Origin of the sequence: Embleya hyalina, assembly GCF_003967355.1 — a bacterium.
In the GTDB taxonomy this organism is placed as follows: Bacteria; Actinomycetota; Actinomycetes; order Streptomycetales; family Streptomycetaceae; genus Embleya; species Embleya hyalina.
This window is the reverse complement of the sequence record NZ_BIFH01000015.1, coordinates 630,388-654,648: the sequence shown is the minus strand read 5'-3', so window position 1 is coordinate 654,648 and position 24,261 is coordinate 630,388. Positions and strand designations below refer to the sequence as shown.

General features: G+C 71.5%; 21 protein-coding genes. 9 read left to right on the top strand and 12 right to left on the bottom strand.

Annotated features, from left to right (window positions below; genetic code table 11):
- Nucleotides 1-151: 151 nt before the first annotated feature.
- Nucleotides 152-1,978 (bottom strand): acyl-CoA dehydrogenase, encoded by a 1,827-nt coding sequence (locus EMA17_RS10630; protein WP_126636640.1) that lies wholly within the window; start codon nucleotides 1,976-1,978, stop codon nucleotides 152-154.
- Nucleotides 1,979-2,225: 247 nt separating this feature from the next.
- On the opposite strand from EMA17_RS10630, the gene EMA17_RS10625 reads away from it, so the two are divergent.
- Nucleotides 2,226-2,624, top strand: coding sequence for an SseB family protein (locus EMA17_RS10625; protein ID WP_078976240.1), 399 nt, complete (start codon nucleotides 2,226-2,228; stop codon nucleotides 2,622-2,624).
- A 75-nt stretch (nucleotides 2,625-2,699) separates the two neighbouring features.
- On the opposite strand, the gene EMA17_RS56390 is transcribed toward EMA17_RS10625, so the two are convergent.
- The 3 genes from EMA17_RS56390 to EMA17_RS10615 form a co-directional block, all read right to left on the bottom strand.
- Entirely contained in the window at nucleotides 2,700-2,771 is a 72-nt protein-coding gene (locus tag EMA17_RS56390) for a 50S ribosomal protein bL37 (protein WP_500809686.1), read from the bottom strand.
- Nucleotides 2,772-2,863: 92 nt separating this feature from the next.
- The gene (locus EMA17_RS10620; protein ID WP_126636639.1) at nucleotides 2,864-4,567 is read right to left on the bottom strand and encodes an N-acyl-D-amino-acid deacylase family protein; all 1,704 of its coding nucleotides are present in this window, start codon (nucleotides 4,565-4,567) and stop codon (nucleotides 2,864-2,866) included.
- A 157-nt stretch (nucleotides 4,568-4,724) separates the two neighbouring features.
- Nucleotides 4,725-5,351 (bottom strand): TetR/AcrR family transcriptional regulator, encoded by a 627-nt coding sequence (locus EMA17_RS10615; RefSeq protein ID WP_126636638.1) that lies wholly within the window; start codon nucleotides 5,349-5,351, stop codon nucleotides 4,725-4,727.
- A gap of 200 nt (nucleotides 5,352-5,551) precedes the next feature.
- Between EMA17_RS10615 and EMA17_RS10610 the strand changes: the two genes are divergently transcribed.
- A complete protein-coding gene (locus tag EMA17_RS10610; protein WP_160161361.1) occupies nucleotides 5,552-6,664 on the top strand; it encodes a PP2C family protein-serine/threonine phosphatase in 1,113 nt (370 codons plus the stop codon).
- A gap of 403 nt (nucleotides 6,665-7,067) precedes the next feature.
- On the opposite strand, the gene eda is transcribed toward EMA17_RS10610, so the two are convergent.
- From eda to edd, 3 genes are read right to left on the bottom strand one after another with little or no spacing between them, the layout of a single operon-like run.
- Entirely contained in the window at nucleotides 7,068-7,688 is a 621-nt protein-coding gene (gene eda, locus EMA17_RS10605) for a bifunctional 4-hydroxy-2-oxoglutarate aldolase/2-dehydro-3-deoxy-phosphogluconate aldolase (RefSeq protein ID WP_126636636.1), read from the bottom strand.
- Nucleotides 7,685-8,704, bottom strand: a complete 1,020-nt coding sequence (gene glk, locus EMA17_RS10600; protein ID WP_126636635.1) for a glucokinase — start codon at nucleotides 8,702-8,704, stop codon at nucleotides 7,685-7,687. Before glk ends, eda begins: the two co-directional genes overlap by 4 nt.
- Nucleotides 8,701-10,590 carry a phosphogluconate dehydratase gene (gene edd, locus EMA17_RS10595; protein WP_246126570.1) on the bottom strand — a complete coding sequence of 630 codons (1,890 nt, stop codon included), beginning with the start codon at nucleotides 10,588-10,590 and terminating at the stop codon, nucleotides 8,701-8,703. Before edd ends, glk begins: the two co-directional genes overlap by 4 nt.
- Nucleotides 10,591-10,806: 216 nt before the next feature.
- On the opposite strand from edd, the gene EMA17_RS10590 reads away from it, so the two are divergent.
- From EMA17_RS10590 to EMA17_RS10565, 6 genes are all read left to right on the top strand, one after another.
- Nucleotides 10,807-11,994, top strand: a complete 1,188-nt coding sequence (locus EMA17_RS10590) for an ROK family protein (RefSeq protein ID WP_218042745.1) — start codon at nucleotides 10,807-10,809, stop codon at nucleotides 11,992-11,994.
- Between the two features lie 870 nt (nucleotides 11,995-12,864).
- Nucleotides 12,865-13,821, top strand: coding sequence for a pirin family protein (locus EMA17_RS10585; RefSeq protein WP_126636633.1), 957 nt, complete (start codon nucleotides 12,865-12,867; stop codon nucleotides 13,819-13,821).
- A 455-nt stretch (nucleotides 13,822-14,276) separates the two neighbouring features.
- On the top strand, nucleotides 14,277-14,582 hold the full coding sequence (locus EMA17_RS10580; protein ID WP_126636632.1) for a hypothetical protein: 306 nt from the start codon (nucleotides 14,277-14,279) through the stop codon (nucleotides 14,580-14,582).
- A gap of 3 nt (nucleotides 14,583-14,585) precedes the next feature.
- The gene (locus tag EMA17_RS10575) at nucleotides 14,586-15,572 is read left to right on the top strand and encodes a hypothetical protein (protein ID WP_126636631.1); all 987 of its coding nucleotides are present in this window, start codon (nucleotides 14,586-14,588) and stop codon (nucleotides 15,570-15,572) included.
- A gap of 96 nt (nucleotides 15,573-15,668) precedes the next feature.
- Nucleotides 15,669-15,965 carry a hypothetical protein gene (locus EMA17_RS10570; RefSeq protein WP_126636630.1) on the top strand — a complete coding sequence of 99 codons (297 nt, stop codon included), beginning with the start codon at nucleotides 15,669-15,671 and terminating at the stop codon, nucleotides 15,963-15,965.
- A 640-nt stretch (nucleotides 15,966-16,605) separates the two neighbouring features.
- Nucleotides 16,606-17,616 carry a zinc-binding dehydrogenase gene (locus tag EMA17_RS10565; protein WP_246126569.1) on the top strand — a complete coding sequence of 337 codons (1,011 nt, stop codon included), beginning with the start codon at nucleotides 16,606-16,608 and terminating at the stop codon, nucleotides 17,614-17,616.
- A 14-nt stretch (nucleotides 17,617-17,630) separates the two neighbouring features.
- Here EMA17_RS10565 and EMA17_RS10560 read toward each other — a convergent pair whose 3' ends face one another.
- Nucleotides 17,631-18,629, bottom strand: a complete 999-nt coding sequence (locus EMA17_RS10560) for a nitrilase family protein (RefSeq protein ID WP_126636629.1) — start codon at nucleotides 18,627-18,629, stop codon at nucleotides 17,631-17,633.
- 134 nt (nucleotides 18,630-18,763) lie between these two features.
- Here EMA17_RS10560 and EMA17_RS10555 point away from each other — a divergent pair, with 134 nt between their 5' ends.
- Nucleotides 18,764-19,804: a LysR family transcriptional regulator gene (locus EMA17_RS10555; RefSeq protein WP_126636628.1), complete on the top strand. Its 1,041-nt coding sequence runs from the start codon at nucleotides 18,764-18,766 to the stop codon at nucleotides 19,802-19,804.
- On the opposite strand, the gene EMA17_RS10550 is transcribed toward EMA17_RS10555, so the two are convergent.
- The 4 genes from EMA17_RS10550 to EMA17_RS10535 form a co-directional block, all read right to left on the bottom strand.
- On the bottom strand, nucleotides 19,734-20,213 hold the full coding sequence (locus EMA17_RS10550; RefSeq protein WP_174861334.1) for an RrF2 family transcriptional regulator: 480 nt from the start codon (nucleotides 20,211-20,213) through the stop codon (nucleotides 19,734-19,736). The two genes, EMA17_RS10555 and EMA17_RS10550, sit on opposite strands and share 71 nt — an antisense overlap.
- A 70-nt stretch (nucleotides 20,214-20,283) precedes the next feature.
- The gene (locus tag EMA17_RS10545; RefSeq protein ID WP_126636626.1) at nucleotides 20,284-21,078 is read right to left on the bottom strand and encodes a hypothetical protein; all 795 of its coding nucleotides are present in this window, start codon (nucleotides 21,076-21,078) and stop codon (nucleotides 20,284-20,286) included.
- A gap of 472 nt (nucleotides 21,079-21,550) precedes the next feature.
- Nucleotides 21,551-22,900: a hypothetical protein gene (locus EMA17_RS10540; protein ID WP_126636625.1), complete on the bottom strand. Its 1,350-nt coding sequence runs from the start codon at nucleotides 22,898-22,900 to the stop codon at nucleotides 21,551-21,553.
- Between the two features lie 159 nt (nucleotides 22,901-23,059).
- Nucleotides 23,060-23,575, bottom strand: coding sequence for a SigE family RNA polymerase sigma factor (locus EMA17_RS10535; protein WP_126636624.1), 516 nt, complete (start codon nucleotides 23,573-23,575; stop codon nucleotides 23,060-23,062).
- Between the last annotated feature and the right edge of the window lie 686 nt (nucleotides 23,576-24,261).

Below are 24,261 nucleotides of genomic sequence, written 5' to 3'. Positions count from 1 at the left end.
AACAAAAAGCACCGCCGCGGCACACGACTCCGGCTTCACGCAGGGCTCGCGCTACGACTCCGCCCCGCCGAAACCCGGCACGCAAACAAGGCGCCGCCCCCCGCTCCAGAGCGGAAGGCAGCGCCTCGCAACCGCAGTAGCTGGCCCCGCGCTAGAAGGCCGCCTCCGGGAGGTCCATCAGGGCGTTGTCGATCTGCTCGACCATCAGCCGCTGTGGGGTGAGCAGCGGCAGGATCTCCCGCGCGAAGTGCTTCGCGGCGGCGACCTTGCCCCGGTAGAACGCCTCGTCGCGACCGGGCGTGCCGGCCAGCTTGGCGAGCGCCACCGCGGCCTGGCGCAGCAGCAGCCAGGAGACCACCAGGTCGCCGGCGGCGAGCAGCAGGCGGGTGGTGTTCTGGCCGACCTTGTAGATCGAGTCGATCTCCTGCTCGGACGCCATCAACTGGTTGATCATCGCGGCGACCATGCCCTGGACGTCCTCGGCGGCGGTCGCGAGCAGCTTGACCTCGGCGGCCAGTTCGCCCTCGGCCTGCGCGGCGATGAACTCCTGGATCTCGCCGGCCACCACGGTCAGCGCCTTGCCCTGGTCGCGGACGATCTTCCGGAAGAAGAAGTCCTGACCCTGGATCGCGGTGGTGCCCTCGTAGAGGGTGTCGATCTTGGCGTCGCGGATGTACTGCTCGATCGGGTATTCCTGCAGGAAGCCCGACCCGCCGAAGGTCTGCAGCGACTGGGCGAGCTGCTCGTAGGACTTCTCCGAGCCATAGCCCTTGACGATCGGCAGCAGCAGGTCGTTGACCCGGTCCGCGGTCTCATCCGTGCCGCCGGCCAGCGTGGCGCCCTCGATCCGGTCCTGCCACGAGGACGTGTACAGCACCAGCGCGCGCATGCCCTCGACGTACGCCTTCTGGGTGAGCAGCGAGCGGCGCACGTCCGGGTGGTGCGTGATGGACACGCGCGGCGCGGCCTTGTTCGTCATCTGCGCGAGGTCGGCGCCCTGGAAGCGCTCCTTCGCGTACTCGAGCGCGTTGAGGTAGCCGGTGGACAGCGTGGCGATGGCCTTCGTGCCGACCATCATCCGGGCGTACTCGATGATCTTGAACATCTGTGCGATGCCGCTGTGCACCTCGCCGACCAGGGTGCCGACGGCCGGGACGCCGTGCTCGCCGAAGGTGAGCTCGCAGGTCGTGGAGACCTTGAGGCCCATCTTGTGCTCGACGTTGGTGACGAAGGCGCCGTTGCGCTCGCCGAGGTCGCCGGTCTCCGGGTCGAAGTGGAACTTCGGCACCACGAACAGCGACAGGCCCTTGGTGCCGGGACCCGCACCCTCCGGGCGCGCGAGCACCAGGTGGATGATGTTCTCGGTCATGTCCTGGTCACCGGAGGTGATGAAGCGCTTGACGCCCTGGATGTGCCAGGTGCCGTCCTCCTGCCGCACCGCCTTGGTGCGACCCGCGCCGACGTCCGAGCCGGCGTCGGGCTCGGTCAGCACCATCGTGGAGCCCCACTGGCGGTCGACCATGAAGCCGGCGACCTTGCGCTGCTCCTCGGTGCCGAGCGTGTGCAGCACCTGGGCGAAGTCGGGGCCCGCCGCGTACATCCACAGCGCCGGGTTGGCGCCGAGCACCAGCTCGGCCACCGACCAGCGCAGCGAACGCGGGCAGTTGGTGCCGCCCATGCTCTCCGGGAGCGCGAGGCGCCACCACTCGGAGTCCATGTAGGCCTTGTACGACTTCTTGAACGCCTCGGGCAGCGTGGCCGAGTGCGTCGCCGGATCGAACACGGGTGGGTTGCGGTCGCCCTCCGCGAAGGAATCGGCGAGATCGTTCACGGCGAGGCGCTCGACCTCGGACAGGATCGACCTGGCCGTTTCGACGTCCATGTCCGCGAACGGACCCGTGCCATAGACCTGCTCGCGTCCGAAGACCTCGAACAGGTTGAACTCCAGGTCGCGGAGATTCGACTTGTAGTGACCCATGACAGGCTCCGCCCGTGGTTGCGTCTGGTGACTTGCGCTGACCGAACTTGCCGACCGGACCGAACGTCCGCATCGAAGGACCGACCGAACCGATCCGAAGCCCAGTGTACTGGTCGGTAACATAATGATCGTACCCATGGGTAACTTTTTCAATCCCCGAGAGGTTCCCATCGGGTTACCACGAGGTATCCATGACCGTCTCGACCGAGGGCTCAAACCCGGGCCGCGGACCCGCTAGCCTCATGGTGTGTACGGCTACGCAACCGAGGAACCCCAGGCCCGGGCGGAGGCGCCGGCGCTCACCGACGCCGTGCGCGCGTTCGCCACGGGCGTCATGAACGGCGAGGACTTCCAGTCCATCTTCATCGCGTCGAAGGTCTTCTGCCCGAGGGGGGATCGCCCGGGCTTCCTGGCCCTGCACAACACCCCCGAGCCGGTGATCCCGATGTTCAGCTCCCTCGCCGAACTCAAGAAGTACGCCGGCGAGGAGTCCAGACACTTCACCGTCACCGGCGCCGAGGTGCTCGACCTGCTCCCCAACGGCTACGGCTTCGTGCTCGACCTCGACGGCGAGCACCGGGTGATGTTCGACGCCAAGGCCATAGAGCAGATGATCGCCTTCGCGATGCGGCGGATGTACGGCTGACGGCAGTCCCGGAACGGCCGGACGCGCCGGCGGTCATCCTCGATGACGGCCGGCGCGTCCGGGTCGGTGGTGCGATCAGGCCGGGCGGTGTCCGTGGTTGGCCCGGTGCTTGCGACGGGACTTGCGCTTGCGGGTCTTCTTCGACATCGCGCCCCCTTGCTCGTCCGTGTTCGCGGTGTCGCATGCCTACCCGGGCACGGACCGGATCCATGCGTACGAGTCGGCGGTAGGCGTTCGGGTCAGCGGGGGTTCGCCCTTCCGTGGCGCAGCAGTTCGCCGCTGTGCACGCCGGTGGGCCGGTCGTTCTCGACCGTCACCCGGCCGTTGACCAGGATGTGTCGGTAGCCCTTCGCGTCGATCACCGTGCGCAATTGACCGCCGGGCAGGTCGTGAACGAACTGCGGGTCGCCGTAGGCAAGTTCGTCGTAGTCGTAGACGATGATGTCGGCTGCGGCGCCGACGTCGAGCACCCCTCGGTCGGTGAAGCCCGCGCATCGGGCGGGCAGTCCGGACAACCGCCAGTGGGCCTGCTCCAGTGAGGTCCAGGCGTGCTTGCGGACGTACTCGACGATGTACTCGGTGCCGTACATGCCCGCGCTCAGCGTCTTGAGGTGCGCGCCGCCGTCGGACAGGCCGGGCAACAGGTACTCGTAGTCGACGAGTTCCTTGAGGCCCTCCAACGTGGCGTTGAACTGGCCGGTGTGCACCTGCGTGGTCAGCCCGTCGGCGATGGTGACGTCGCACAGCACGTCCACCGGGTGCCGGTCGAGCCGCGCGCCGATCTCCTTGAACGACAGGCCCTCGTACGGCTTGTACTCCTCGGTGAAGGTGCGGTGCAGCTTCATGTCCGGGTACAGGTGGTAGAACAGCGGGTCGAATTCCCGCAGTTCGGCGCGGATCACCGGGTCGTTCAGCAGCGCGATCTTGGCCTCGACGGTCTCGGCCGCGAAGATCGTGGCCACCGGCGGCCGGGTGGACACGCCGCCGTACAGGAAGCTGAACGGCACCGGGACGTCGGTGGTCATCGCCTGGCCGTAGATCGGGATGCCGCGCTCCTGGCAGCTGCGCAGCCACTCGATCTTGCGCCGGTACAGGCCGCCGCTGCGCGAGTTGGCGATCACCGCGTTCCAGATCAGCGGCCGGCCGCTGACCTCGACGAGGTGTTCGTACTCCTCCTCGGTGATCTGCGTACCGGACACCTGCATGAAGCCGCGACCCTGCCCGGCCAGTGCCTCGGCCAGGGCCAGGCGGGTCTGCGGCCACATGATGTCGGTGGGCATCGGCGTACCGTCGAAGTCGCCCTGCATCAGCCGACCGTTCGGGTTGCCCGGCTCGCCCAGGCACTGCGCCGACCAGCCGCCCGCGCCGGCCTCCATCGCCTCGGTCAACAGGCGGGCCAGTTCGACGTGTTCGGCGTCGGTGGGCAGCGCGCCCGCCTTCGCCCGCTCCAGGCCGAGCACCCAGATCAGCAGCGGGTTCACCGGTACGTAGGGCAGTACGTTGACCGCCTTGGGGGTGCGCTCGACGCTGTCCAGGTATTCGGGGAAGGTGACCCAGTCCCAGGGCATGCCCTCGCGCAGGGTCTCGGTGGGGATGTCCTCGACGGCGGTCATCGACAACATCGCGCGATCGCGCATGTCCTCGCGCACCGGGGCGAAGCCGAAGCCGCAGTTGCCGGTGACCACGGAGGTCACCCCGTGCGGGCCGGACGTGGTCAGGTACGGGTCCCAGAAGACCTGGCCGTCGTAGTGGGTGTGCAGGTCGATGAAGCCGGGCGCGACGATCAGCCCGGTCGCGTCGATCACCCGATCCGCGTCCTCGGCGGGGACGCGTCCGATCGCGGTGATCACGCCGTCGGTGATCGCGACGTCCGCGCGACGGCGCGGGTTGCCGGAACCGTCGACGACGATGCCGCCCTTGATGACCAGGTCGTGGTTCGCCATGGCGTTCGTACCTTCCCTCGGCACAGCCCTTGATCCGGTTAATTAAAAGGTGTGTTTAATACGAGGGGTCGAAGGAGTCAAGGGATTCCGCGGGAGGAGTCGGTGCGCCTGTGCGCGGCGGCCGACGGGTGGGCGTGCGGTGGTGTGGCGGCGCGGTTCAGTCGCCGGCGAGGGCGCCGGCGACGATCGCCGTGAGGTGGTCGTCGAACGCCTCCGGGCCGAGCAGGCCGGTCGGCGCGATCCCGTCCGGGCGCGGCGGGCGGTCGTGCCGGGCGGCGCGCGCCGCGCACAACATGCCGACCATCTGGGTGACCAGGAACGTGCGGGCCTGGAGCGCGGTCGCGGGCAGGTCGGGGCGGGCCGCGGCCACCGCGTCCACCACGTCCTGTACGTCCTCGCCGCCGAGCAGCGGGGTCACCGGCGAGGTCGTGTCCCGCAGCAGTTCCACCGAGATCTGGAGGTAGGCCCGGTCGGCCGGCGAGCCGTTCAGCAACTCGGTGATCGGCAGCACGATCGCGCGGGCGAACCCGGACAACCGCTCCGGTTGCTCGCGGGCCGCGGCGAGCAGCGCCTGGCGGCGGGCGTACACGACCGGCACGTGCTGCTCGACGATCGCCCGCAACAAACCCTCGCGCCCGCCGAAGTGGTAGTGGATCGCGCCGGCGTTGCGCTGCCCCGCCGCGCGGGTGATGTCCTGCAACGGCACGTCGAGACCGTGCCGCGCGAACAGGATCTCGGCGGCCTCGACGATGCGGCGCCTGGTGGGGCCGGAGTCACGGGGCATGGGCGCAGCATAGGGCCTGGTCGCGGCCCGGCCTCCGACCCGAATGGCGGCACTGTCAAGTGCCTGTTTGGCCAGGTTTCGATACGTTTTGAACCTAATGGGACCTTCGCCCCTGTCCGTGCCTCTCGGTACGGGTGACCATGGAACGCGTCGGTCGTCGGCCCGTCCCCTCCAGCGCGACAATGAAAGGTCCTGAATACATGCCTGCCCTGGCGCTTCCCGCTCGTCGAGCAGTTCCGGTGGCGGTGGGCCTCTACGTGGCGGTCCTGGTGAGTCGGGCGTTCGCCCCGGACTACCTGGACATGCACGCGGTGCTGATCGCGGTCCCGGCGGTGGTGGCGATGGCCTACCGCCCGTGGTTGACGGCGACGGCCGGGGTGGTGGCGCTGGCGACCCGGCTCCTGCTCAACCCGCACGTGTACGGCGGCGGCGGGGACAAGTCCACCACCGGCGTCTCGGCGGCCATCCTGATCGTGACGCTGTTCGGATGCTGGGTCGGCTGGGAGCGGCGGCGCCAGGACGCCCGGCTGCATCGGGTGCAGTCGGTGGCGGAGGTGGCCCAGCGGGCGCTGCTGCGCCCGGTGCCCCGGGCGATCGGCCGGTTCGGCTTCGCGGTGCGGTATCGGGCGGCGGCCGAGGAGGCGTCGATCGGCGGCGATCTGTACGAGGTGCTGGAAACCCCGTACGGGGTGCGGGTGCTGCTGGGCGACGTGCGCGGCAAGGGGCTCGAGGCGGTCGACATGGCGGCCCGTACGCTCGGCGCGTTCCGCGAGGCGGCCTACGACGCGCCGACCCTGGCGGAGGTCGGCGCCCGGGTGGATCGCAGCCTGAACCGGCAACTGGGCACCGAGGACTTCGTGACCGCCGTGATGGTCGAGCTGTGTCCCGGCGAGGGCACGATGCAGGTGCTGGCGTGCGGCCATCCGTCGCCGCTGCTGGTACGCGGCGGCACGGTGGGCGAGGTGATCGCCGAGGCCGGCCTGCCGTTGGGCATGGGCCTGCTGCCGGCGGCCACGGCGCGCGCGGTGGAGCAGGTCCCGTTCCGCCCGGGCGACGTGCTCCTGATGCACACGGACGGCGTGACCGAGGCCCGGAACACCTCCGGCGCCTTCTACCCGCTGGGCCGCCACCTGACGACCTACGCCCACAACGACGCCGCCGGAATGCTGGACGCCGTCGAACAGGCCCTGATCGCCCACGTCGGCGGCAAGCTGGAGGACGACGCGGCAATGCTCGCGGTAACCCTGACCGGCCCACTCCTCAAGATCGTCAAGCCCGCAAGAGCCCTGGAGCCCACCCACCAGTCGGCATAACCACGTGCCCGACCCGCACGAAGCGCCCCACGGCGCGTCAGCGCCCCCGACACGGGCCGCCCACGCGATCGACGCGCGCAGCGCGGAGAGCGGCGGAGCCGCGAATTTCGGGTCGGGTGACCCGGAGCGAAGCGGAGGGGCACACGACCCCGAGCGAGGGGCCGCTTTTCTGCGGAGGAGCGAAGCGGGGGAGCAGAAAAGTGGTCCCTCGCGAGCCGGCGCGAAGCGCCCAAAAAGAAGAGACCCGCTCTCCTCGCCGAAGAGCGGGTCCCTATTCGCGGTCTCCGCAGGTCGAACCCTCATACGACCTGCTCGTTCGTGGGTCGAACCCTCATACGACCCACCATCCGCGGTCCGTGCCCCTGGCGCACCTCAGGGCAGAGCGCGCCAGGGGACGTTTTTGCTACCCGCGCAGCCCCGAGGCTTCGCGGGCGAGCTGTTCCACCCGGGACCAGTCGCGCGAGGCGACCGCGTCCGCGGGAAGCATCCAGGACCCGCCGACGCATGCCACGTTGGGCAGCGCCAGGTAGGTCGGGGCCGAGGCCGGGGTGATTCCGCCCGTCGGGCAAAAGCGCACGTCCGGCACCGGCGAGGCCAGCGACTTCAGGAACGGCGCGCCGCCCGCGGCCTCGGCCGGGAAGAACTTCATCTCCCGAACCCCGCGTTCGCGCAGCTCCAGCACCTCGGACACGGACGACGTGCCGGGCAGGAAGGCGAGGCCGGTGTCGACCAGGGCCCCGTACAGGGTCTCGGTGCAGCCCGGCGTGACCAGGAAGCGTGCGCCGGCGTCGGCCGCCGCCTTCGCCTGGTCCGGCGTCAGGACCGTACCGGCGCCCACGAACGCGCCCTCGACCTCGGCCGCGATCCGCTCGATCGCGCCGAGAGCGGCCGGCGTGCGCAGGGTGACCTCGACGGCCGGCAGCCCGCCCGCCACCAGCGCGCGCGCCAGCGGTACGGCCGACTCCACGTCGTCCACGATCACCACCGGGATCACCGGTGCCAGGTCAAGAGCGGACGTGCTCACGCCGCCACCTCCATGGTTCGAGTGCTGCGCGCTTCCAGCCACGCGGACGCGCCGCGCAGAGCCGGATGCGGGGCCACCACGAGCGCGGTGGAGATGCGGTGCAGGTACGGCGCCATCGTCGGGTTGGTCTCGAAGCCCATCCGGAACTCGCTCTCCAGCAGCATCTCGGTGATCCGGGGCAGGATGCCCCCGGCCAGGAAGACACCGCCGCGAGCGCCCATCGTCAGGGCCACCCCACCGGCGAACGTGCCGAGCAGTCGGCAGAAGGTCTCGACCGTCGCGACGCACACCTTGTCGGAGCCGTCGAGCGCGCGGGCCGAGATGTCGGCCGGGCTCAGCGCCTCGGCCGCGACCCCGTGCACCGCCGCCGTGCAGCGGTGCAGCCGGCACAGGCCCGGGCCGGACAGCACGTGTTCGGCGGTCACCGTGCCCAGGCCGCCGCGCTCGTCGCGCAGCACCTCCAGGGCCGCGGCGTCGGGGCCGTGCGCCGGGCGCAGCAGGACGTGCCCACCCTCGCCCGGCAGCGGCACCCAGCCGCCGCCCGGGATCGGCACCAGGCCGGCCACGCCGAGTCCGGTGCCGGGGCCGAGTACGGCCATCGGCAGCGTCGGGTCGGGGAGTCGGTCGCCGACCATGATCAGGTCGTCGCCGGCCAGGTGCGGCAGCGACAGGGCCAGCGCCTCGAAGTCGTTGATCAGGTACAGGTCCGGCACGCCGAGCTTGACCCGGGTCTCCGCGATGGACAACACCCACGCGCCGTTGGTCAGCCGGAACCGGTCGCCGTGCACGGGGCCCGCGACCGCCGCGCAGATCGCGCTCGGCCGGGCCGCGCCGGAGCGGTCCAGGTAGTCCTCGATCGCCGCGGCCAGGTCCACGTGGTCCTCGCTGCGCAGCCCGAGCACGTGCTCGGGTCGGCCGCCGGGCTCGGTGAGCACGGCGAAGCGCGCGTTGGTGCCGCCGATGTCGGCGACCAGCCACGGGCGGTCGGGAGTCGGTGGGGCCACGGTCGGGTTCACGCGCTCGCTCCGTCGAAAGCCGCGGTCGCGACCGCGCCGAACACGCCCGCACCCAGGTCGGCGGGGCCCACCCCGGCCCGCAGCGCGGTGAACAACTCGCGCCCGGTGCCGACCCATTCGGCGTCGGTCGGGGCCGCGCCCTCGGGCCGCCGTCCGCTCAGGTCGGCCTCGGTGGTCAGCGTCCCCGCGACCGCGTCCACGGTCACGATGTCGCCGTTGCGGATCAGCGCGATCGGGCCGCCGACCGCCGCCTCGGGGGTGCAGTGGATCGCCGCCGGGATCTTGCCGGACGCGCCGGAGAGCCGGCCGTCGGTGACCAGCGCCACGTGGTGGCCCCGGTCCTGGAGCACGCCGAGCGCGGGGATCAGCTTGTGCAACTCCGGCATGCCGTTGGCGCGCGGACCCTGGTAGCGCAGCACCGCGATCAGGTCGTGGTTCAACTCGTCGCGCTCGAACGCGGCCAGGAAATCGGCCTGTCCGTCGAACACCCGCGCGGGCGCGCGCACCACGTGGTGCGACGGGTCGACCGCGGACACCTTGATCACCGCGCGACCGAGGTCGCCGTGCAACATGCGCAGTCCGCCGTCGGGCGCGAACGGCTTGTCGTAGGGCCGCAGTACGTCCAGGTCCAGGCTCTCCGTCGGGCCGTCCACCCACACGATCGAGCCGTCGTCGGTGAGCTGCGGCTCGCGGCGGTAGCGGGCGAGCCCGTCGCCGGCCACGGTGCGCACGTCCTCGTTGAGCAGCCCGCCGTCGAGCAGCGTGCCGATCAGGAACGCGGTGCCGCCCGCGGCGTGGAAGTGGTTGATGTCCGCCGGACCGTTCGGGTACATCCGGGTCAGCAGCGGCACCGCCGTGGACAACTCGGCGAAGTCGTCCCAGGTGAGCGTGATCCCGGCGGCGGCGGCCATCGCGACCAGGTGCAGCGTGTGGTTGGTGGAGCCGCCGGTGGCCAGCAGCGCGACGACCGCGTTGACCCAGGCCTTCTCGTCCAGCACCTCGCCGATCGGCGTGTAGTCGCGGACCAGCGAGGTCGGGTCGCCGAGCGAGGTGGTGGCCGCGACCCGGCGGCCCGCCTCGTCGGTCAGCGCCTTGCGCAGCGGCTGGTCGGGGTGCACGAAGCTGGCGCCCGGCAGGTGCAGGCCGAGCACCTCCATCACCAGCTGGTTCGTGTTCGCGGTGCCGTAGAAGGTGCAGGTGCCGATGCCGTGGTAGGCGCCGGCCTCGGCGTCGAGCAGTTCCTCGCGGGAGACCTTGCCCTCGGCGAAGCGCTGCCGGACCCGGGCCTTCTCCTTGTTCGGCAGGCCCGAGGACATTGGACCGGCGGGCACGAAGATCGTCGGCAGGTGTCCGAACGACAGCGCCCCGATCACCAGGCCGGGGACGATCTTGTCGCACACGCCCAGCATCAGCGCGCCGTCGAACATGTCGTGCGCGAGCGCCACCGCGGCGGCCATCGCGACCACGTCGCGGCTGAACAGGGACAGCTCCATGCCCGCGCGGCCCTGGGTGATCCCGTCGCACATGGCGGGTACGCCGCCGGCGAACTGGGCCACACCGCCGGCCGCGGCGACCGCGGCCTTGAGCTGCTCGGGGTAGGTCCGCAGCGGCTGGTGCGCGGAGAGCATGTCGTTGTACGAGGAGACGATCGCGACGTTCGGCTTGACCGGGCCCTGCGGGCCGGTGCCGCGCAGGCCCAGCTTCTCGCTCGGCGAGCAGGCGGCGAAGCCGTGGGCGAAGTTGGCGCAGCCGAGCTGACCGCGGGCGGGCTTCTCGGAGGCCGCCGCTCGGATCCGTTCCAGGTACGCGGAACGCGTGGCGGCACTGCGGCGCGCGATGCGCTCCGTCACTGCGGCCACCGTCGGGTGGATCCTCTGCTCGCTCACGATCTTCGTGCCCCTGCTGTCTTCGGCTGGCTCTGCCGGTTCGGGTACCAAACTAGGGGTACTTTTGCTTCTTGGCAAGCAAAAGAGTGACGCTCGGGTGTCGAAGTAGTGAACTTAGGGCTTTGACCGAGGGAAAGCCGCCCTGGTTCACTGGACGGCATGGCCCGACGCGCGAATCCCATCCCGCACAGCAGTGCAGGCGAGGTCCTTCGCCTGGTGCGTGACGGTGATGCCGAGACCCGGGCGGACGTCGCCCGGCTCACCGGGCTGTCCCGATCCGCCGTGGCGGCCCGGATCGACGAACTGGTGGACGCCGGACTGCTCGCCGAACGCGCCGACGGCGTGTCCACCGGCGGCCGCCCCCCGATCCGCCTCGAACTCAACCCCCAGGGCGGCCTGGTACTGGCCGCCTCGCTCGGCAGCAGCCGAGGCCAACTCGCGGTCTGCGATCTGACCGGCCGGGTGCTGGCCAGCCGGGAGACCCGAATGGCCGCGCAGGGCGGCCCCGACGCGGTGCTCACCGGACTGCCGGACTGGATCGACACGATGCTCGCGGAAGAGGGGTTCGACCCGGCACGCGTGCGCGGGGTCGGGGTCGCCGTGCCCGGGCCGGTCGAACTGGACACCGGGCGCGCGGCGGGCGCGCCGACGCTGCCGGGTTGGGACGGGGTGGCGATAGCGCCGACCCTGCAACGCCGGTTGCCGGTACCGGTGTACGTGGACAACGACGTGAACGTGATGGCGCTCGGCGAGTACCGGGCCCGGGCCGACGCGGGCGACCTGGTCTTCGTCAAGGCGTCCACGGGCATCGGCGCCGGAATAGTGGCCGACGGCAAGGTCTACCGGGGCGCACTCGGCGCGGCCGGCGAGATCGGCCACATCCCGGTCGCCGGCGGCACCGGTGTGCGCTGCTGGTGCGGCAACGTGGATTGCCTCGAAGTCCTGGCCAGCGGGCGGCACTTGATCGAGACGCTGGCCGCCCACGGGGCGCGCTTCCCGGACGGCCGCGAGGTCTCCAGCGTGCGCGACGTGGTGGCCCTGGCGGCGGCCGGCCAGCCCGAGGCGGTGCGGCTGGTGCGCGAGTCGGGACGGATGCTCGGCGAGGTGCTGGCGAGCGTGGTCAACGTGCTGAATCCGGCGGTGGTCGTACTGGGCGGCGACCTCGCCGACGCGGGCGATCCGCTGCTGGCCGGCGTCCGCGAGGTGGTCTACCGGCGATCCACGGCGGTGGCCACACGCGAACTGCGCATCGTGCCGAGCGTATTGGGCGAGGCCGCGGGCCTCACGGGCTGCGCGTTCATGGCCCTGGACCAGATCCTGTCCCCGGACTCGGTGGACACCACCCTCGCCCGCCTCGCCGGCGGCCGAGCCCTCCCCAGCGTGAACCGAGCCCTCCCGGCCTGAACCCGAACCGAGCCGGCCACCGGCAGGCGACCACGCCGCGCCCGCCCCCGTCGCCTGCCGCACAACACCACGCACCGGCCCCACCCCAGCCCCGGGCCGCGTAGCGGACGCGCATCACGGCGCAGCGCGTCGACCGATCCCGGCTGCGGAGCAGACGCGCAGCCCAATGCACCCTCGCCGCCACGACGGACGCCACCCAGTCCCAGTCCCGGGCCGCGTAGCGGACGCGCACCACGGCGCAGCGCGTCGACCGACCGCGGCTGCGAAGCAGACGTGCACCCCAACGCACCCTCGCCGCTACGACGGACGCCACCTAGTCCCAGTCCCGGGCCGCGTAGCGGACGCGCATCACGGCGCAGCGCGTCGACCGACCGCGGCTGCGAAGCAGACGTGCACCCCAATGCGCTCCTGCCGCCGCCAAGACGAACACCGCTCGGGTGCGTGAGCGACGCGCGTCCGCTACGCGGCCCGGGCTGAGACGGAGCGGCGCCCGTCGTGGCTGCGGCAGGGGCGCATTGGGTGCGTGGGGGCGCACGTCTGCTCCGCAGCCGCGGTCGGTCGGCGCGCTGCGCCGTGATGCGCGGCCGCTACGCGGCCCGGGCTGAGACGGAGCGGCGCCCGTCGTGGCGGCGGCAGGGACGCATTGGGTGCGTGGGACGCACGTCTGCTCCGCAGCCGCGGTCGGTCGGCGCGCTGCGCCGTGATGCGCGTCCGCTACGCGGCCGAGGCAGGGACTTTTCGGGAGGGGTGGGCTCCCTGGGTGAGGGGGTGATGTCGAACCCTCCGCGCGGGGAATGTTGAGCGGGCAACTACTGTTGAGCCGTGCAAGGACCGGGAAAGCCGGACCGTACTCGTCTCGAGGAGCAGGCCATGCCCGCCGTCACCGTTGCCAACCCGCTGGCTCTGCCGCGTCTGCCGGAGCCCGCACTCGATGCCCGCCCGCGTCCCGTACTCGCCGTCACCACCGCCCCGAGCGGCGTCGAGGGTGAGGGCTTCCCCGTGCGGCGCGCCTTCGCGGGCGTCAACCAGACCTACCTCGACCCGTTCATCATGATGGATCAGATGGGCGAGGTGGAGTACGCGCCGGGCGAGCCCAAGGGCACCCCGTGGCACCCGCACCGGGGGTTCGAGACGGTCACCTATCTCCTGGACGGCGAGTTCGTCCACCAGGACTCCGCCGGCGGTGGTGGCGTGATCACCGACGGCGACACCCAGTGGATGACGGCCGGCTCCGGTCTGCTGCACATCGAGGCGCCGCCGGAGGCGCTGGTGACCAGCGGCGGGCTCTTCCACGGCATCCAGCTGTGGGTCAACCTGCCGTCCGTGCAGAAGATGAGCGACCCGCGCTACCAGGACATCCGCGCGGGCGACGTCAAGCTGCTCGCCTCGGACGACGGCGGCGCCCTGGTCCGGCTGATCGCCGGCTCCGTCGGCGGCTTCGACGGTCCGGGCATCACGCACACCCCGATCACCCTGCTGCACGCCTCGCTGAACCCGGGCGCGCGACTTTCGCTGCCGTGGCGCAAGGATTACAACGCGCTGGTGTACGTCCTTTCCGGTTCCGGGACCGTCGGAACCGATCGGCGACCGATCGAAACCGGCCGGCTCGCGGTCCTGGGCGCCGGGGACACGATCGACCTCCAGGCGGACGCACGCCAGGATTCGAACAAGCCCAACCTCGAGGTGATCGTTCTCGGCGGGCAGCCGATCGGGGAGGAAGTGGCCTGGTATGGCCCGTTCGTGATGAACACCCACGCGGAATTGGCGCAGGCGTTCGACGACTTCAAGGCCGGTCGCATGGGCCGGATTCCGGCGGACCGGATCTGACGGCGTTTCAACAGTGGCCGAAGATCATCGGCAGGGGATCTGACGCATCGTCAGAGCCCTTAGAGTGCAAGGGAATGCCTCATAGGGGCGGGCGCGTGGGCTACGCAATGCAGCCGAGCGGTCGCCCCTTGACGCTGTCCCGCCCACTGGCCACACTGAACAAGGTCAAATGGAACGTAACGGTTTGCCGCGCCATGGGCGCGGCCTGCGGAAAGAGGAGTGGAGCCGGCATCTCACCACCGTGAGCTCCGCCGCCGGGTCGCTGTGGCTCCGGTCGACGGGCGCGATGTGACACCGGACGAGAGGAGTCCGCGTATGTCCTGGCCCTCCCGGGTGGCACACGGCATCGGCGACGGTGACCGACGGCCGCCCCGCGCTTCGTATTTCGCCGATCGACCGACCGGAACCGGTCCGTTCCCGCTCGGGCCGTCCACCGGCGCTTTCGCGATTCTTTCGTGGACCGCCGGCTCCGGGTCCCGGAGGCCCTGATGGCCGACGACTGGCGCAAGAAGTTCAAGGAACGCACGGTCAAGACCCGGACCTCGTCCGCGAACTGGCTGGCCCTGCGCATCGTGCACTCCAACGCGCTGACCATGCTCATCCTGGGAACCGCCGCGTTGTTCGCGGTCGTTCTGCACGTCCGCGGCCGGGCCCGAGACGGCGAGTTCTTCGCCATCGCGATCGCGGTGCCGTGGATACTGGCGGCATACCGGCACAGCCGGTCCTGCAAGCCGTGCCCACGTCAGTCGGGAGGTGGATAGGCGATGAGCGGCTACGAACCGCCACCGCCCCCCGAGGCGCGCGGACTTCGGCTCGGCGACCTGCGGCGATGGCGTCATCTCTCCGATCCCGAGGACGAGGAACCGGCCTTCCCCGCGCCCCGGGACGAACCCGCGCGCGGATCCGCCCGCGCCTCGCGCAGCCCTCGACACGAGGACGAAGAGCCCTCCTGGCGGCGCGACTTGCGGGAGCGTCGGAAGCGCGAGGCGGACGCGACGGCCGCCGCCGAGTCCCGGCGTACGACGGAGCGCAGGAGCGGTCCCGACGCGCGCCCCGGGCGGCGCGGCGCCGGCGAACGCCCCGACTCGGCCCGGTACTCGGAGAGCGCGCGGGCACATCCGGCCGAGCCCGGCACCGACGCCGCCGGCCGTTCTCCGCGCCCCACGGTGCGGCACGTGATGAAACCCCGCGATCCGGGGCGGAACAACACCCCCGCGGCCCCGGCGACTCCGGCCCCGCCCGCGCGCAAGCTGCCGTGGCGACCGTCCGCCAAGGCGGCCGGGACGGGCGCGGCGGGCGCGGCCGAGGCGGTCGGCGCCGGCGACGCGGCACCTGCCGCCGCGAGTGGTCCGGTGTCCGGTCTGGCCCGATTCGTCCGCCGCGGTACCGCGCCCGGGGACTCTCCCGGCGGGCCGGGCGATTCCGCCACGCAGGACGGGACTTCGGACAAGCCCGGGGTGCCGCCGCCGTTCACGGGCGGCCCCGGCGGCATGATCGGACCCTCCCGGCCGTTCAGCGGTACCGACCTGATCATGCTGGTTCCCGCCAGCCTGGCCGCCTACTACGGCGCCGGGCTCCTGGTGAACTGCTCCCATGAGGCGGGTTTCATGGCGGCCTTCTGCCTGTGGCTGATGGCCGGCTTCTGGATCGTGATCATCAGCGCCAAATGGCCCCTGGTGCGACTCATGCGCTGGGCCTGGGTGTTGGCCGGCCTGATGGCCGGGGCGACCATCCCCATCGGTGGCGGGTGACGGTGCGGGCGACGTGAGTAGCTTACGAACCGTCATATCACGGGTACGCCAAGGCAAACAGGGACCGGCGGACGTCCGCGGGACCGGAGGGGAATCATGCACATGTCGCTGAGCGCCGTGGCCGCTGCCGCGCCCGAATCCATCGTCAACTTCCAGGCGGTGGCGACCGAGACGAGCAGTGTCGGTCGAGGGGTGACCGTCGGGGTCCCGATCCTGATCATCTTCATCCTCTTCTACATGGTCACGCACAAGGGCTACAAGCTCCTGGGCCTGATCCTGGCGTTCGTGGCCGGTGTGATGTTGTCCGGCACGCAGGTCGCGTCCTCGCTCTCCGAGCTGGTCGACCACTTCGTGACGGCCGGCGTCAACGCGGTCAGCGACACGTTCAGCTGAGTCGGATCCGGGCGTCCCGCACCGGAATCGGGTCGCCCGGCCCGTCGAGCCGCTCCACCCGCGACCGTGACCGTGCCCGCGGTCGGGCCGCCCGCCCACCACGCCACGGCGTCGCGGGCGCGTCCGGCACGTCGTCGCGGTACCGGTGTGCCCGGCGCACGACGTAGCGCCCGACACGGTCGGCGCCCTCGTCGTGCGCCGTTCGCGGGGGCGGCCGACGTGACCCGGCCTACCGGGCCCGGACGAGCGCTGGGCAGCGGGCGGCGCACATCGCCGGGGGCACGAATCCGGCTGCCCGGACGGCGACGGCCGCACCGCCGCCCGGGGCGTTCGCCTGCTCGATCACCGAGAGCGGCCGGGTCGAACCGCGCCACCGGGCCGGTCGGGTCGAGCCCGAGCGGGTCGGGCGCGGCGGCATGCTCCTGCGCGGCTTCCTCCTCCACACCCTCGCGCCGGCACAGGCCCGGGCATACCCGGCCGCCCGGACTGCGGTCGCGCCCGAGCGGAACCCGGGGCCGCGCACGCTCGGCGGTCGACCGGCCGGCGGCCGAGTGGCGCATGGTCGACGCGCCGTCGCTCACGGAATGCCGGGATCCCCGCGCCCCGTTACGCCTGCGACGTTGTGTCTTGATCCTTTGCCATGGAGGTGGACGTGGCCGCGACGATGCGGGCCGTGGTGCTGACCGGACCCGGACCGGTGGAGAACCTGGTGCTGCGGGACCCGGCCGTGCCCGAGGTGCGGCCGGGGTGGGTGCGGATCGCGGTGAAGGCGTTCGGGCTGAACCGCTCGGAGCTGCACACCCGGCTCGGCCTGGCCGAAGGCGTGACGTTCCCCCGGGTGCCGGGGATCGAGGCGGTCGGGGTCGTGGACGCGCTGGATCCGGCCGATGCCGAGAGCGGGCTCGTGGTCGGGCGGCAGGTGGTCACCATGATGGGCAACATGGGGCGGACCTACGACGGGGGCTATGCGCAGTACACGCTCGTACCCGTGGACCAGGTGATCGGGTTCGTGTCGGATCTGCCCTGGGACGTGATCGGCGCGGTTCCGGAGACGTTGCAGACGGCGTACGGCTCGTTGACCACCGGGCTGGACCTGCGCGCCGGGCAGAGCCTGCTGATTCGCGGCGGGACCTCCTCCGTCGGCCTGGCCGCGGCGGCGTTGGCCAAGGGGATCGGCGCCACCGTGCTCGCGACCACGCGCCGACCCGGAAACGTCGAGGTGCTGCGGGCCCAGGGGGTGGACCACGTCCTGGTCGACGACGGTGCCGTCGCCGCCGCCGTACGCGCGCTGTATCCCGAAGGCGTCGACGCGGCACTGGAGTTGGTCGGGACGCCGACCCTGCCGGACACCCTCGCCGCCACCCGGGTGCACGGGACGGTGTGCTTCACCGGGATGTTGTCCAACGAGTGGATCGTGCCCGACTTCTATCCGATCGGCTACCTCCCGAAGGGGGTTCGGCTGACCGCCTACGGCGGTGAGAGCGGTGACCTGCCCGCCGACGTGTTGCAGCACCACCTCGACGAGATCGCCGCCGGGCGGATCAGCCTCGGGCCGATCCACACCTACGGCCTCGACGACATCCGCCGCGCGCACACCGACATGGAACTCGGCCGTGCGGTCGGCAAACTCGTCGGGTTGACCGAGGGCTGAGCCGGCTGCGGATTTCAGTCCGGGAGCACCGTGGGGGCCACCGCCGCCGGGTCCGGCGAGAAGCGGGCGGTCCTGGCGTCGCGTTCGTCGCCGAAGTGGTGGGTGAGGACGCCGTACAGGTCGGGGCGGCGGCCCTTGAGCCAGCGGCGGCCGGTGGACAGCGGGATCAGCGACAGGTCGACGTCCGCGGTGACCATCGTGTCCGCCGCGGCCCAGGTCTCGGCGAGGATGCGGCCGTACGGGTCGAGGATCATCGCGTTGCCGGTGCGGACCTCGTCGTCGTCGCGCCCCACCCCGTTGCTGAAGATCAGGGCCAGGCCGTTGTCGTGGGCCCGCGAGGGCAGCCAGCGCAGCAACCACCCCCGGCCGCTGTCGCCGCGAAACGCGGCCTCGACGGCGGCCGGGTCCCGGTGGCGGTTCTCCCACACGGCCGGCGGGATCGGCCGCATCCCGTGCGGACTGCGCGAGTCGGTACCGCCGGTCTGGTGTGGTGCCACCAGGATCGAGGCGCCGAGCAGGGCGGTGGCCCGCACGTTCTCGACGAGGTTGTTGTCCCAGCAGACGAGGATGCCGACCCGGATGCCCCACGGGGTGTCGAAGACGGTGTACTGGTCGCCGCTGGAGACGGCCTCGTGCTCGAACGCGTGCAGCTTGCGGTGGCAGTGCACCCGGCCGTCGGGGAGGCAGACCGCGTACGAGTTGAACAACCGCCCGTCGACCTCGTCCCGCTCCAGGAAGCCCAGGCCACCGGCCACGCCCAGCGCGACGGCCAACTCGCTCACATGGGTGACGGACGGGCCGGTGACCGGCTCGGCGAGTTCGCGCAGCCGCTCGACGGGGTGCCGGCGCAGGTGCCAGTAGCCCAGGAGGGACATCTCGGGGACCACGACGAGGTGTACCCCGTCGGCGGCGGCGCGGCGGGTGAAGTGCTCGACGCGGGCCAGGTTGTACGCCTTGTCGTCCGGGCGCGGCTCGAACTGTACCGACGCGCAGCGCAGGTGCTCCGTCGACATCGACGACTCCTGTCCGTGGGGTGGCTGATGGTCGTCCCGACTCCCATCACAGCCGTACCTCGGCATTCCGGTCCAATGAAACTTCGGGGTGCTTCGATAACCGGGCGGAATGGATGGCCGCCTAGACTCCCGCCATGGACATCCGGCTGCTGCGCGCGTTGGTCGCGGTGGCCGACTGTGGCGCCTTCGGGGTGGCGGCGCGGGGGTTGTCGATCACCCAGCCCGCGTTGAGCAAGCAGATCCGGACACTGGAGGCGGAGGTCGGCGGCGCCCTGTTCACCCGAGGGCGGCACGGCGCCGAGCCGACCCGGCTGGGCGCCACGCTGCTGCCGGAGGCGCGCGAACTGGTGCGTCGGGCCGACCAGTTGACCCGGCGGGCCGGGCAGTTCCGGCGCGGGGAGGCGGGCAGTCTGGCGGTCGGGTTCGGGCTGTCCGGGATCGATCTCGCGCCGCAGGCCGTGGCGGCCTTCCGCCGGCGCTTTCCGGGGGTGGAGATCTCGTTGGAGGACATGTCCTCCGCGAGTCAGATCGAGGCGGTCCGCGGGGGCGACCTCGACGTCGGCTTCGTACGGCTGCCGGCGCCGGACGACCTGGCCCGGTTGGTGGTGCTGACCGACACGCTCGCGGTCGCGGCGCCCCGGGACGCGGATCCGCCGCCGACGGATCCGATGGGGGTCGCCGCGTGGTTGCGGGGGCGTCCGGTGGTGCGGCTCACCCGGGCGAAGGGGCCGGGGCTGGTTCGGCAGATCGAGCTGTTCGAGCGGGAGTTCGACGCTCGGCCGGAGCCGGTTCAGGAGGCGTCCGATCTCCAGACCGTGTTGGCGCTGGTCGCGGCGGGGGTGGGGGTGGCGCTGGTGCCGGCGGGGGCGGCCGATATCGCGTCTTCGACGGTTGTGGTGACGGCGATCGGGGACGGGGGTGGGGCGGGCGGGGTTTCGGATGGTGCTTCGGGGGCGGTCTCGGCCGCGGCTTCGGGGGCGGTCTCGGATGTGGTCTCAGCCGCGGTCTCCTGGCGGATCGGGGCGGTCTGGGATCCGGCGCGGGTCACGCGGGTGCGGGACAACTTCCTCGCCGTCGTGCGCGATCTCGTCCGGCGGCGCGGGGCTACTTCGCGGCCAGCCGGTTCCGGGTCAGCTCCGGGGTGTCGGGGGAGCGGGACTCCACCGTCGCCCTGATGTCGGCGAGCGTCTGCGCGGCGAGTTCGCGACGCCAGGCCAGGTCGGCGCGGGACATCGCCTGCGAGACGACGCACGCGGTGCGGTAGTCGACCGTCGGGTCGGCGTCGGGGCCGCTGCGCAGGATTTGTTGGCAGCGGAAGGCCGCGTCGGGGCCCTCGATGGCGACGACGACGTCCATCAGGGTGATGTCCTTCAGGGCCTTGGCCAGCCGGAATCCGCCGCGCGGGCCGGAGGTCGAGGCGACGATGCCGGCGCGGGCGAGGGCCTGGAGCTGCTTGTTCAGGTACGCGGCGGGCAGACCGTAGAACGCGGCCAGCTTCGTGGCCGTCACCGCCGTACCGGATTCGGCCCACGCCAGGTTCAGGCAGCTGTGCAGCGCCCACTCCACGCCTTCGCTCATCTGCATATGCTGGACGCTACCCATCCAGAATACCCGGGACAACCCCCACTCCCTCGGATGGCTCCTTCCTCGACGGTCACAGCGGCAGGTCGGCGAGTTGCATCAGCCGTTTCGCGCGGGCGAAGCCGTCGAGCGGAACGGGCGCGGTACCGCTGCGGCAGTGGCGGCACAGATCGCCGGGGACGAGGTCGGGCCCGGGGCGCCCGCAGTCGGCGCACTCGACCAGGCGCGGGCGGCGCGACTGGGCCGGGATCACGGGAGCCGTCGGCGGTGGCGGGGTACGGGTGAGGCGGAAGTGCAGCAGGCCGGTCTTGAGCTCGCGGCTCGGCGGCGGCAGGTCGTCGGTCAACTCCCGGAAGACCTCGTCGTCCGTGGCGCCGGCCGTGAAGCGGGCCTGTACGAACGGCACGAGGGTCAGCAACTCCCGTTCCTTGAACGCCAATCGTTCGTCCACGTCGGCCAGCGAGCGGAGCAGTTCGAGGGCGCGTACGGCGGGATCCGGCTCCGGCCCGGCCGTCGGCGGGGTCTTCGGCGCGGACGGTGAACCTGCCTCGGGAGCGCCCCGGACCGCGCGCGGCCCGGACCACTCCGTGAGACGACCGAGCAGGCGCCCGGTCGCCGAGTCCCTTAAGCGCTTGGCCACCGCGATGCCGGCGTCGGTGAGCTCCTGGAGCACGCGGCGGGCGATGTGGGTTCCCACGCCGAGGAGTTCGCGGATGGTCTCGATGGAGATCGGGGTGCCGGGAGGCGCGGCCTCGTACCGGATGGCGGCTTCGAACGCCCATCCGGAGAGGCCGCCGAATTGGGCCAACACGGCGGCGGCGGGGTTCTCGACAGAGACGGGGACATCAGTACGCTGGGAATTAGCCATGCGAGGGGGGCTTTCCTCTCGTTGAATGGTCAGGCCCTCGCATCGGTGTTCGCTGCACCGACGGGGGCCGACTTACGTTCTGAATCACTCACGCTTCGGACACGGAACAGCACACAGTGCTGTGGCAGTTGCCGTCAATCACCCACCCGAGTGACGTTTTCCTGGGCGGTTTTGCACCCAGGGCCGGCCGCCGCCCCGAAGGGGCGGCCGGCCTAGTGGGTCCTAGAAGGGCGCCGTGTCCGCACAACCGGAAACCGCATCGACGGTCCCACCGGCACAAACGCTTCCGCGACGAAGTTCCTTGCCGTACAGCGGGTTTCACGCACTTCGGAGGGTCCGCCCGGTGGATGGCGGCGTGGGCGTGAGCGCGAGTACACGGCCGGTCCGGTCCGGTCCGGTCCGGCCCGGCCCCGACGCGGCGCGTACGCCGGCCCCCGCCGGCCGTACGCGCCGCGCGCCCTCTACGTGGATCTCACCGCGTCCAGCGCGGATCGGCGGCGATCGCCTCCAACTGGTCGAGAGTCAGCCCCGGTTCGGTGCGCGATGTCTTCGGCTGCCTGAGGTTCGCTTCCATCACGATCCCCGGATAGTCGTCGTGGTTGATCACGACCGACTCCGGGCGGGCGTTGTTCCCGGCGTTGAGCAGGACCGTTCGCCCGTCCGGATGGCGTATCGCGACCCGCCACTGGACGAACTCCGGCGCGGCATTGCCCACGGGCTGTCGGGCGGCGAAGGTCGTGGAGCCGTCGGGCAGGGTCCTGGTGCGACAATCGGCGATTCCCGCACAGGACTCCAGGGGCCCGGCGGTCATCCGGACGCTCGCGGAAAGGTTCGTCAGCCCCTTTCCGTCCCGGAGCACGACTGTCGCACCGTGCGCCGATTCGCCCTTGGCCGTGATGTCGGTACCGGCGGGAAGCACGCTTTGCAGGACGCCGAGCACCCGTCGATCCGGTGTCGGTAGGGCGTCGATCCCGCGTATCCAGCGGGCGTCCGTCGCGATCCGGGTCAGCTGGTCGACCGTCAATCGTGGATCCAGGCCGACGCCGACGCCGTTCGGGTTATCACCGGTCCACTGGTCCCGCGCCCCGCCGCTGAAGGCGTCGACCGAGACCCGGCCGCCGTCGGGTCGGTCCAGGATCACTCGCCAGTGCCGTTGCCCGGGCGCGCCCGACATGCCTTTGACGGTCTTGGCCACGCTCAGTTTCGATCCGTCGGGTTGCCGGTGGGTCGTGCACTCGTCGTAGGGCCTACGTTCGTCGACGGCACCGCAGTCCGCGATTCGGCTCTCCGGGCTGTCGGGCGCCGGGCGGGCGAGCATCACCCGGATCCCGGACGAGCCGCCCGAATCGGTGTAGACGAGCTGCGCGAACGGATTGCGACCGATCAACGGCGGATCCTGGGGCGTGAGTTGCGACCCGCCGCCGGAGACCTCGCTGACCTTGCCCTTGGCGGGCAGCAGGCTCTCCAGGGCGGCGATCATCTGATTTCCCGTCACCGGCCAGGCCGAGGGCCCCTCGCCGTCCGGCAGCGTGCGCCGCGAGGCCGCCGACGCGTCGGTCTCCATCGCCCGATCGAGGACGACCCCGACGCCCACCACGGTGACGGCCATCGCACACGCGGCGGCCCCGATCCGGATGCGCCGTACCCGCCGGATCCGCTTGCCGCGTGCGACGCCGCGCGGGATCACCTCGGGGTCGTACGCCGGGAAGGTATCGACCACGGCATTCAGCGCACCCGGCAGCGCCTGCTCGAAGTCGGGGTCGTGGTACTGGCCGTGCGGTCCCGGATCCCGGGAGCTGGTACCAAAGCCGGCAGCGGGCACGGTGAGATCACCGGTCCTTTCGATAGGAATGCGGAAGCAGTAAGGGGTGAGCGGAACGCGGGCCCGGCGGCTGGCGCGGAGCCACGCACGCCCGTGCACGCCGATGCGCGTCCATGTATGCCTTCGGTGCCATCGGTGCTCACCGGTACCGACGGAGACTCAGCTGCGGTCGAGGGCGAGGCCCGGCAACTGATCGCCCAGCACCGCGCGCAGCCGATCAAGCGCCCGATGGGAGCGAACCCGTACCGCTCCCGCCGACAGATGCAACATCTCGGCGACCTGCTCCACCGAGCGGTCCTCCCAATAGCGCAGCACCAGCACCGCCCGATCCCCCGGAGCCAACTCGGCCAGGCCGTCGAGCAGGGTGAGCCGCAACTCGGGATCGCCCGTCGGGCGGGCCGCACGCTCCGGCACGTTGTCCGTGGCGCGCTCGCCGGAACTCTTGCGGCGCTGTTGTTCGAGGTAGGTGCGGACCAACGTGGTGTGCGCGTACGCGAACGGCCACTCCATCCGGCCGATCCTGCGCCACTTGGGATAGAGCTTGCCGAGTGTCTCCTGAAGCAGGTCCTCGGCACCGTGCCAGTCACCGGAGGTGAGCAGACACGCGGTACGGAACAACCTGCGGCTGTGCGTGGCGGCGAACTCTCGGAAGTCCGCATCGCTTCCGCCGGCCATCGATGTCCCCCGTTCGTCGACGTCACCAGGGGAATGGCCCGATCCAACGGAAACGTTACATCGCCTCTCGCGCACCACCTCCAAGCCCGAAAATCCCGCCCGGACTACCCGAGATCGGCCCCCTCCGGATCGTCACCAAGGCCGCCGGGCCGCGTCGGTGCCGCGGTGAAGGATCTCGGCGTGATCGACAAAGCCGACACCGCGTTCGGGGCGGCGTGGGACCGCTTCGTGTCACGGCTCGCCCCGCACCGTCCGATCGACCACGCGGCCCCGCGGTCGCCCGCCGGTGCCGATGAGTCGCGGCGCTCGAAGCAGGTCACCCGCAGACGAGTGGGGCATCGGATCGAGGGTCATCGACCCCACCAAGTGGGCGACCGCCCCGGCCGAACTGTTCGACGCACCGGCCGCGAGCCCGGAGTCGGGCAACCCGTTCCGGGCCGACGCGGCACGCCCCTCGAACTGCCCTCAGGGCACTTCTGCCTCACCTGGGACAACGGACCCGCGACGGAACCCGCCGGCACACACGACCGGCCCACACCCTGCCACTCGACGGACCGCTCCGACCGTTCGACCCGACTCGGCCTGCGGGACCAAAGCCCGGCCCCGAGCCCGCCCCACTCATTCCGACAGGACCTCGCCCCGGCGAACCGCCCCACAGTCCTCCACCGATATCGCGACCGACCCGA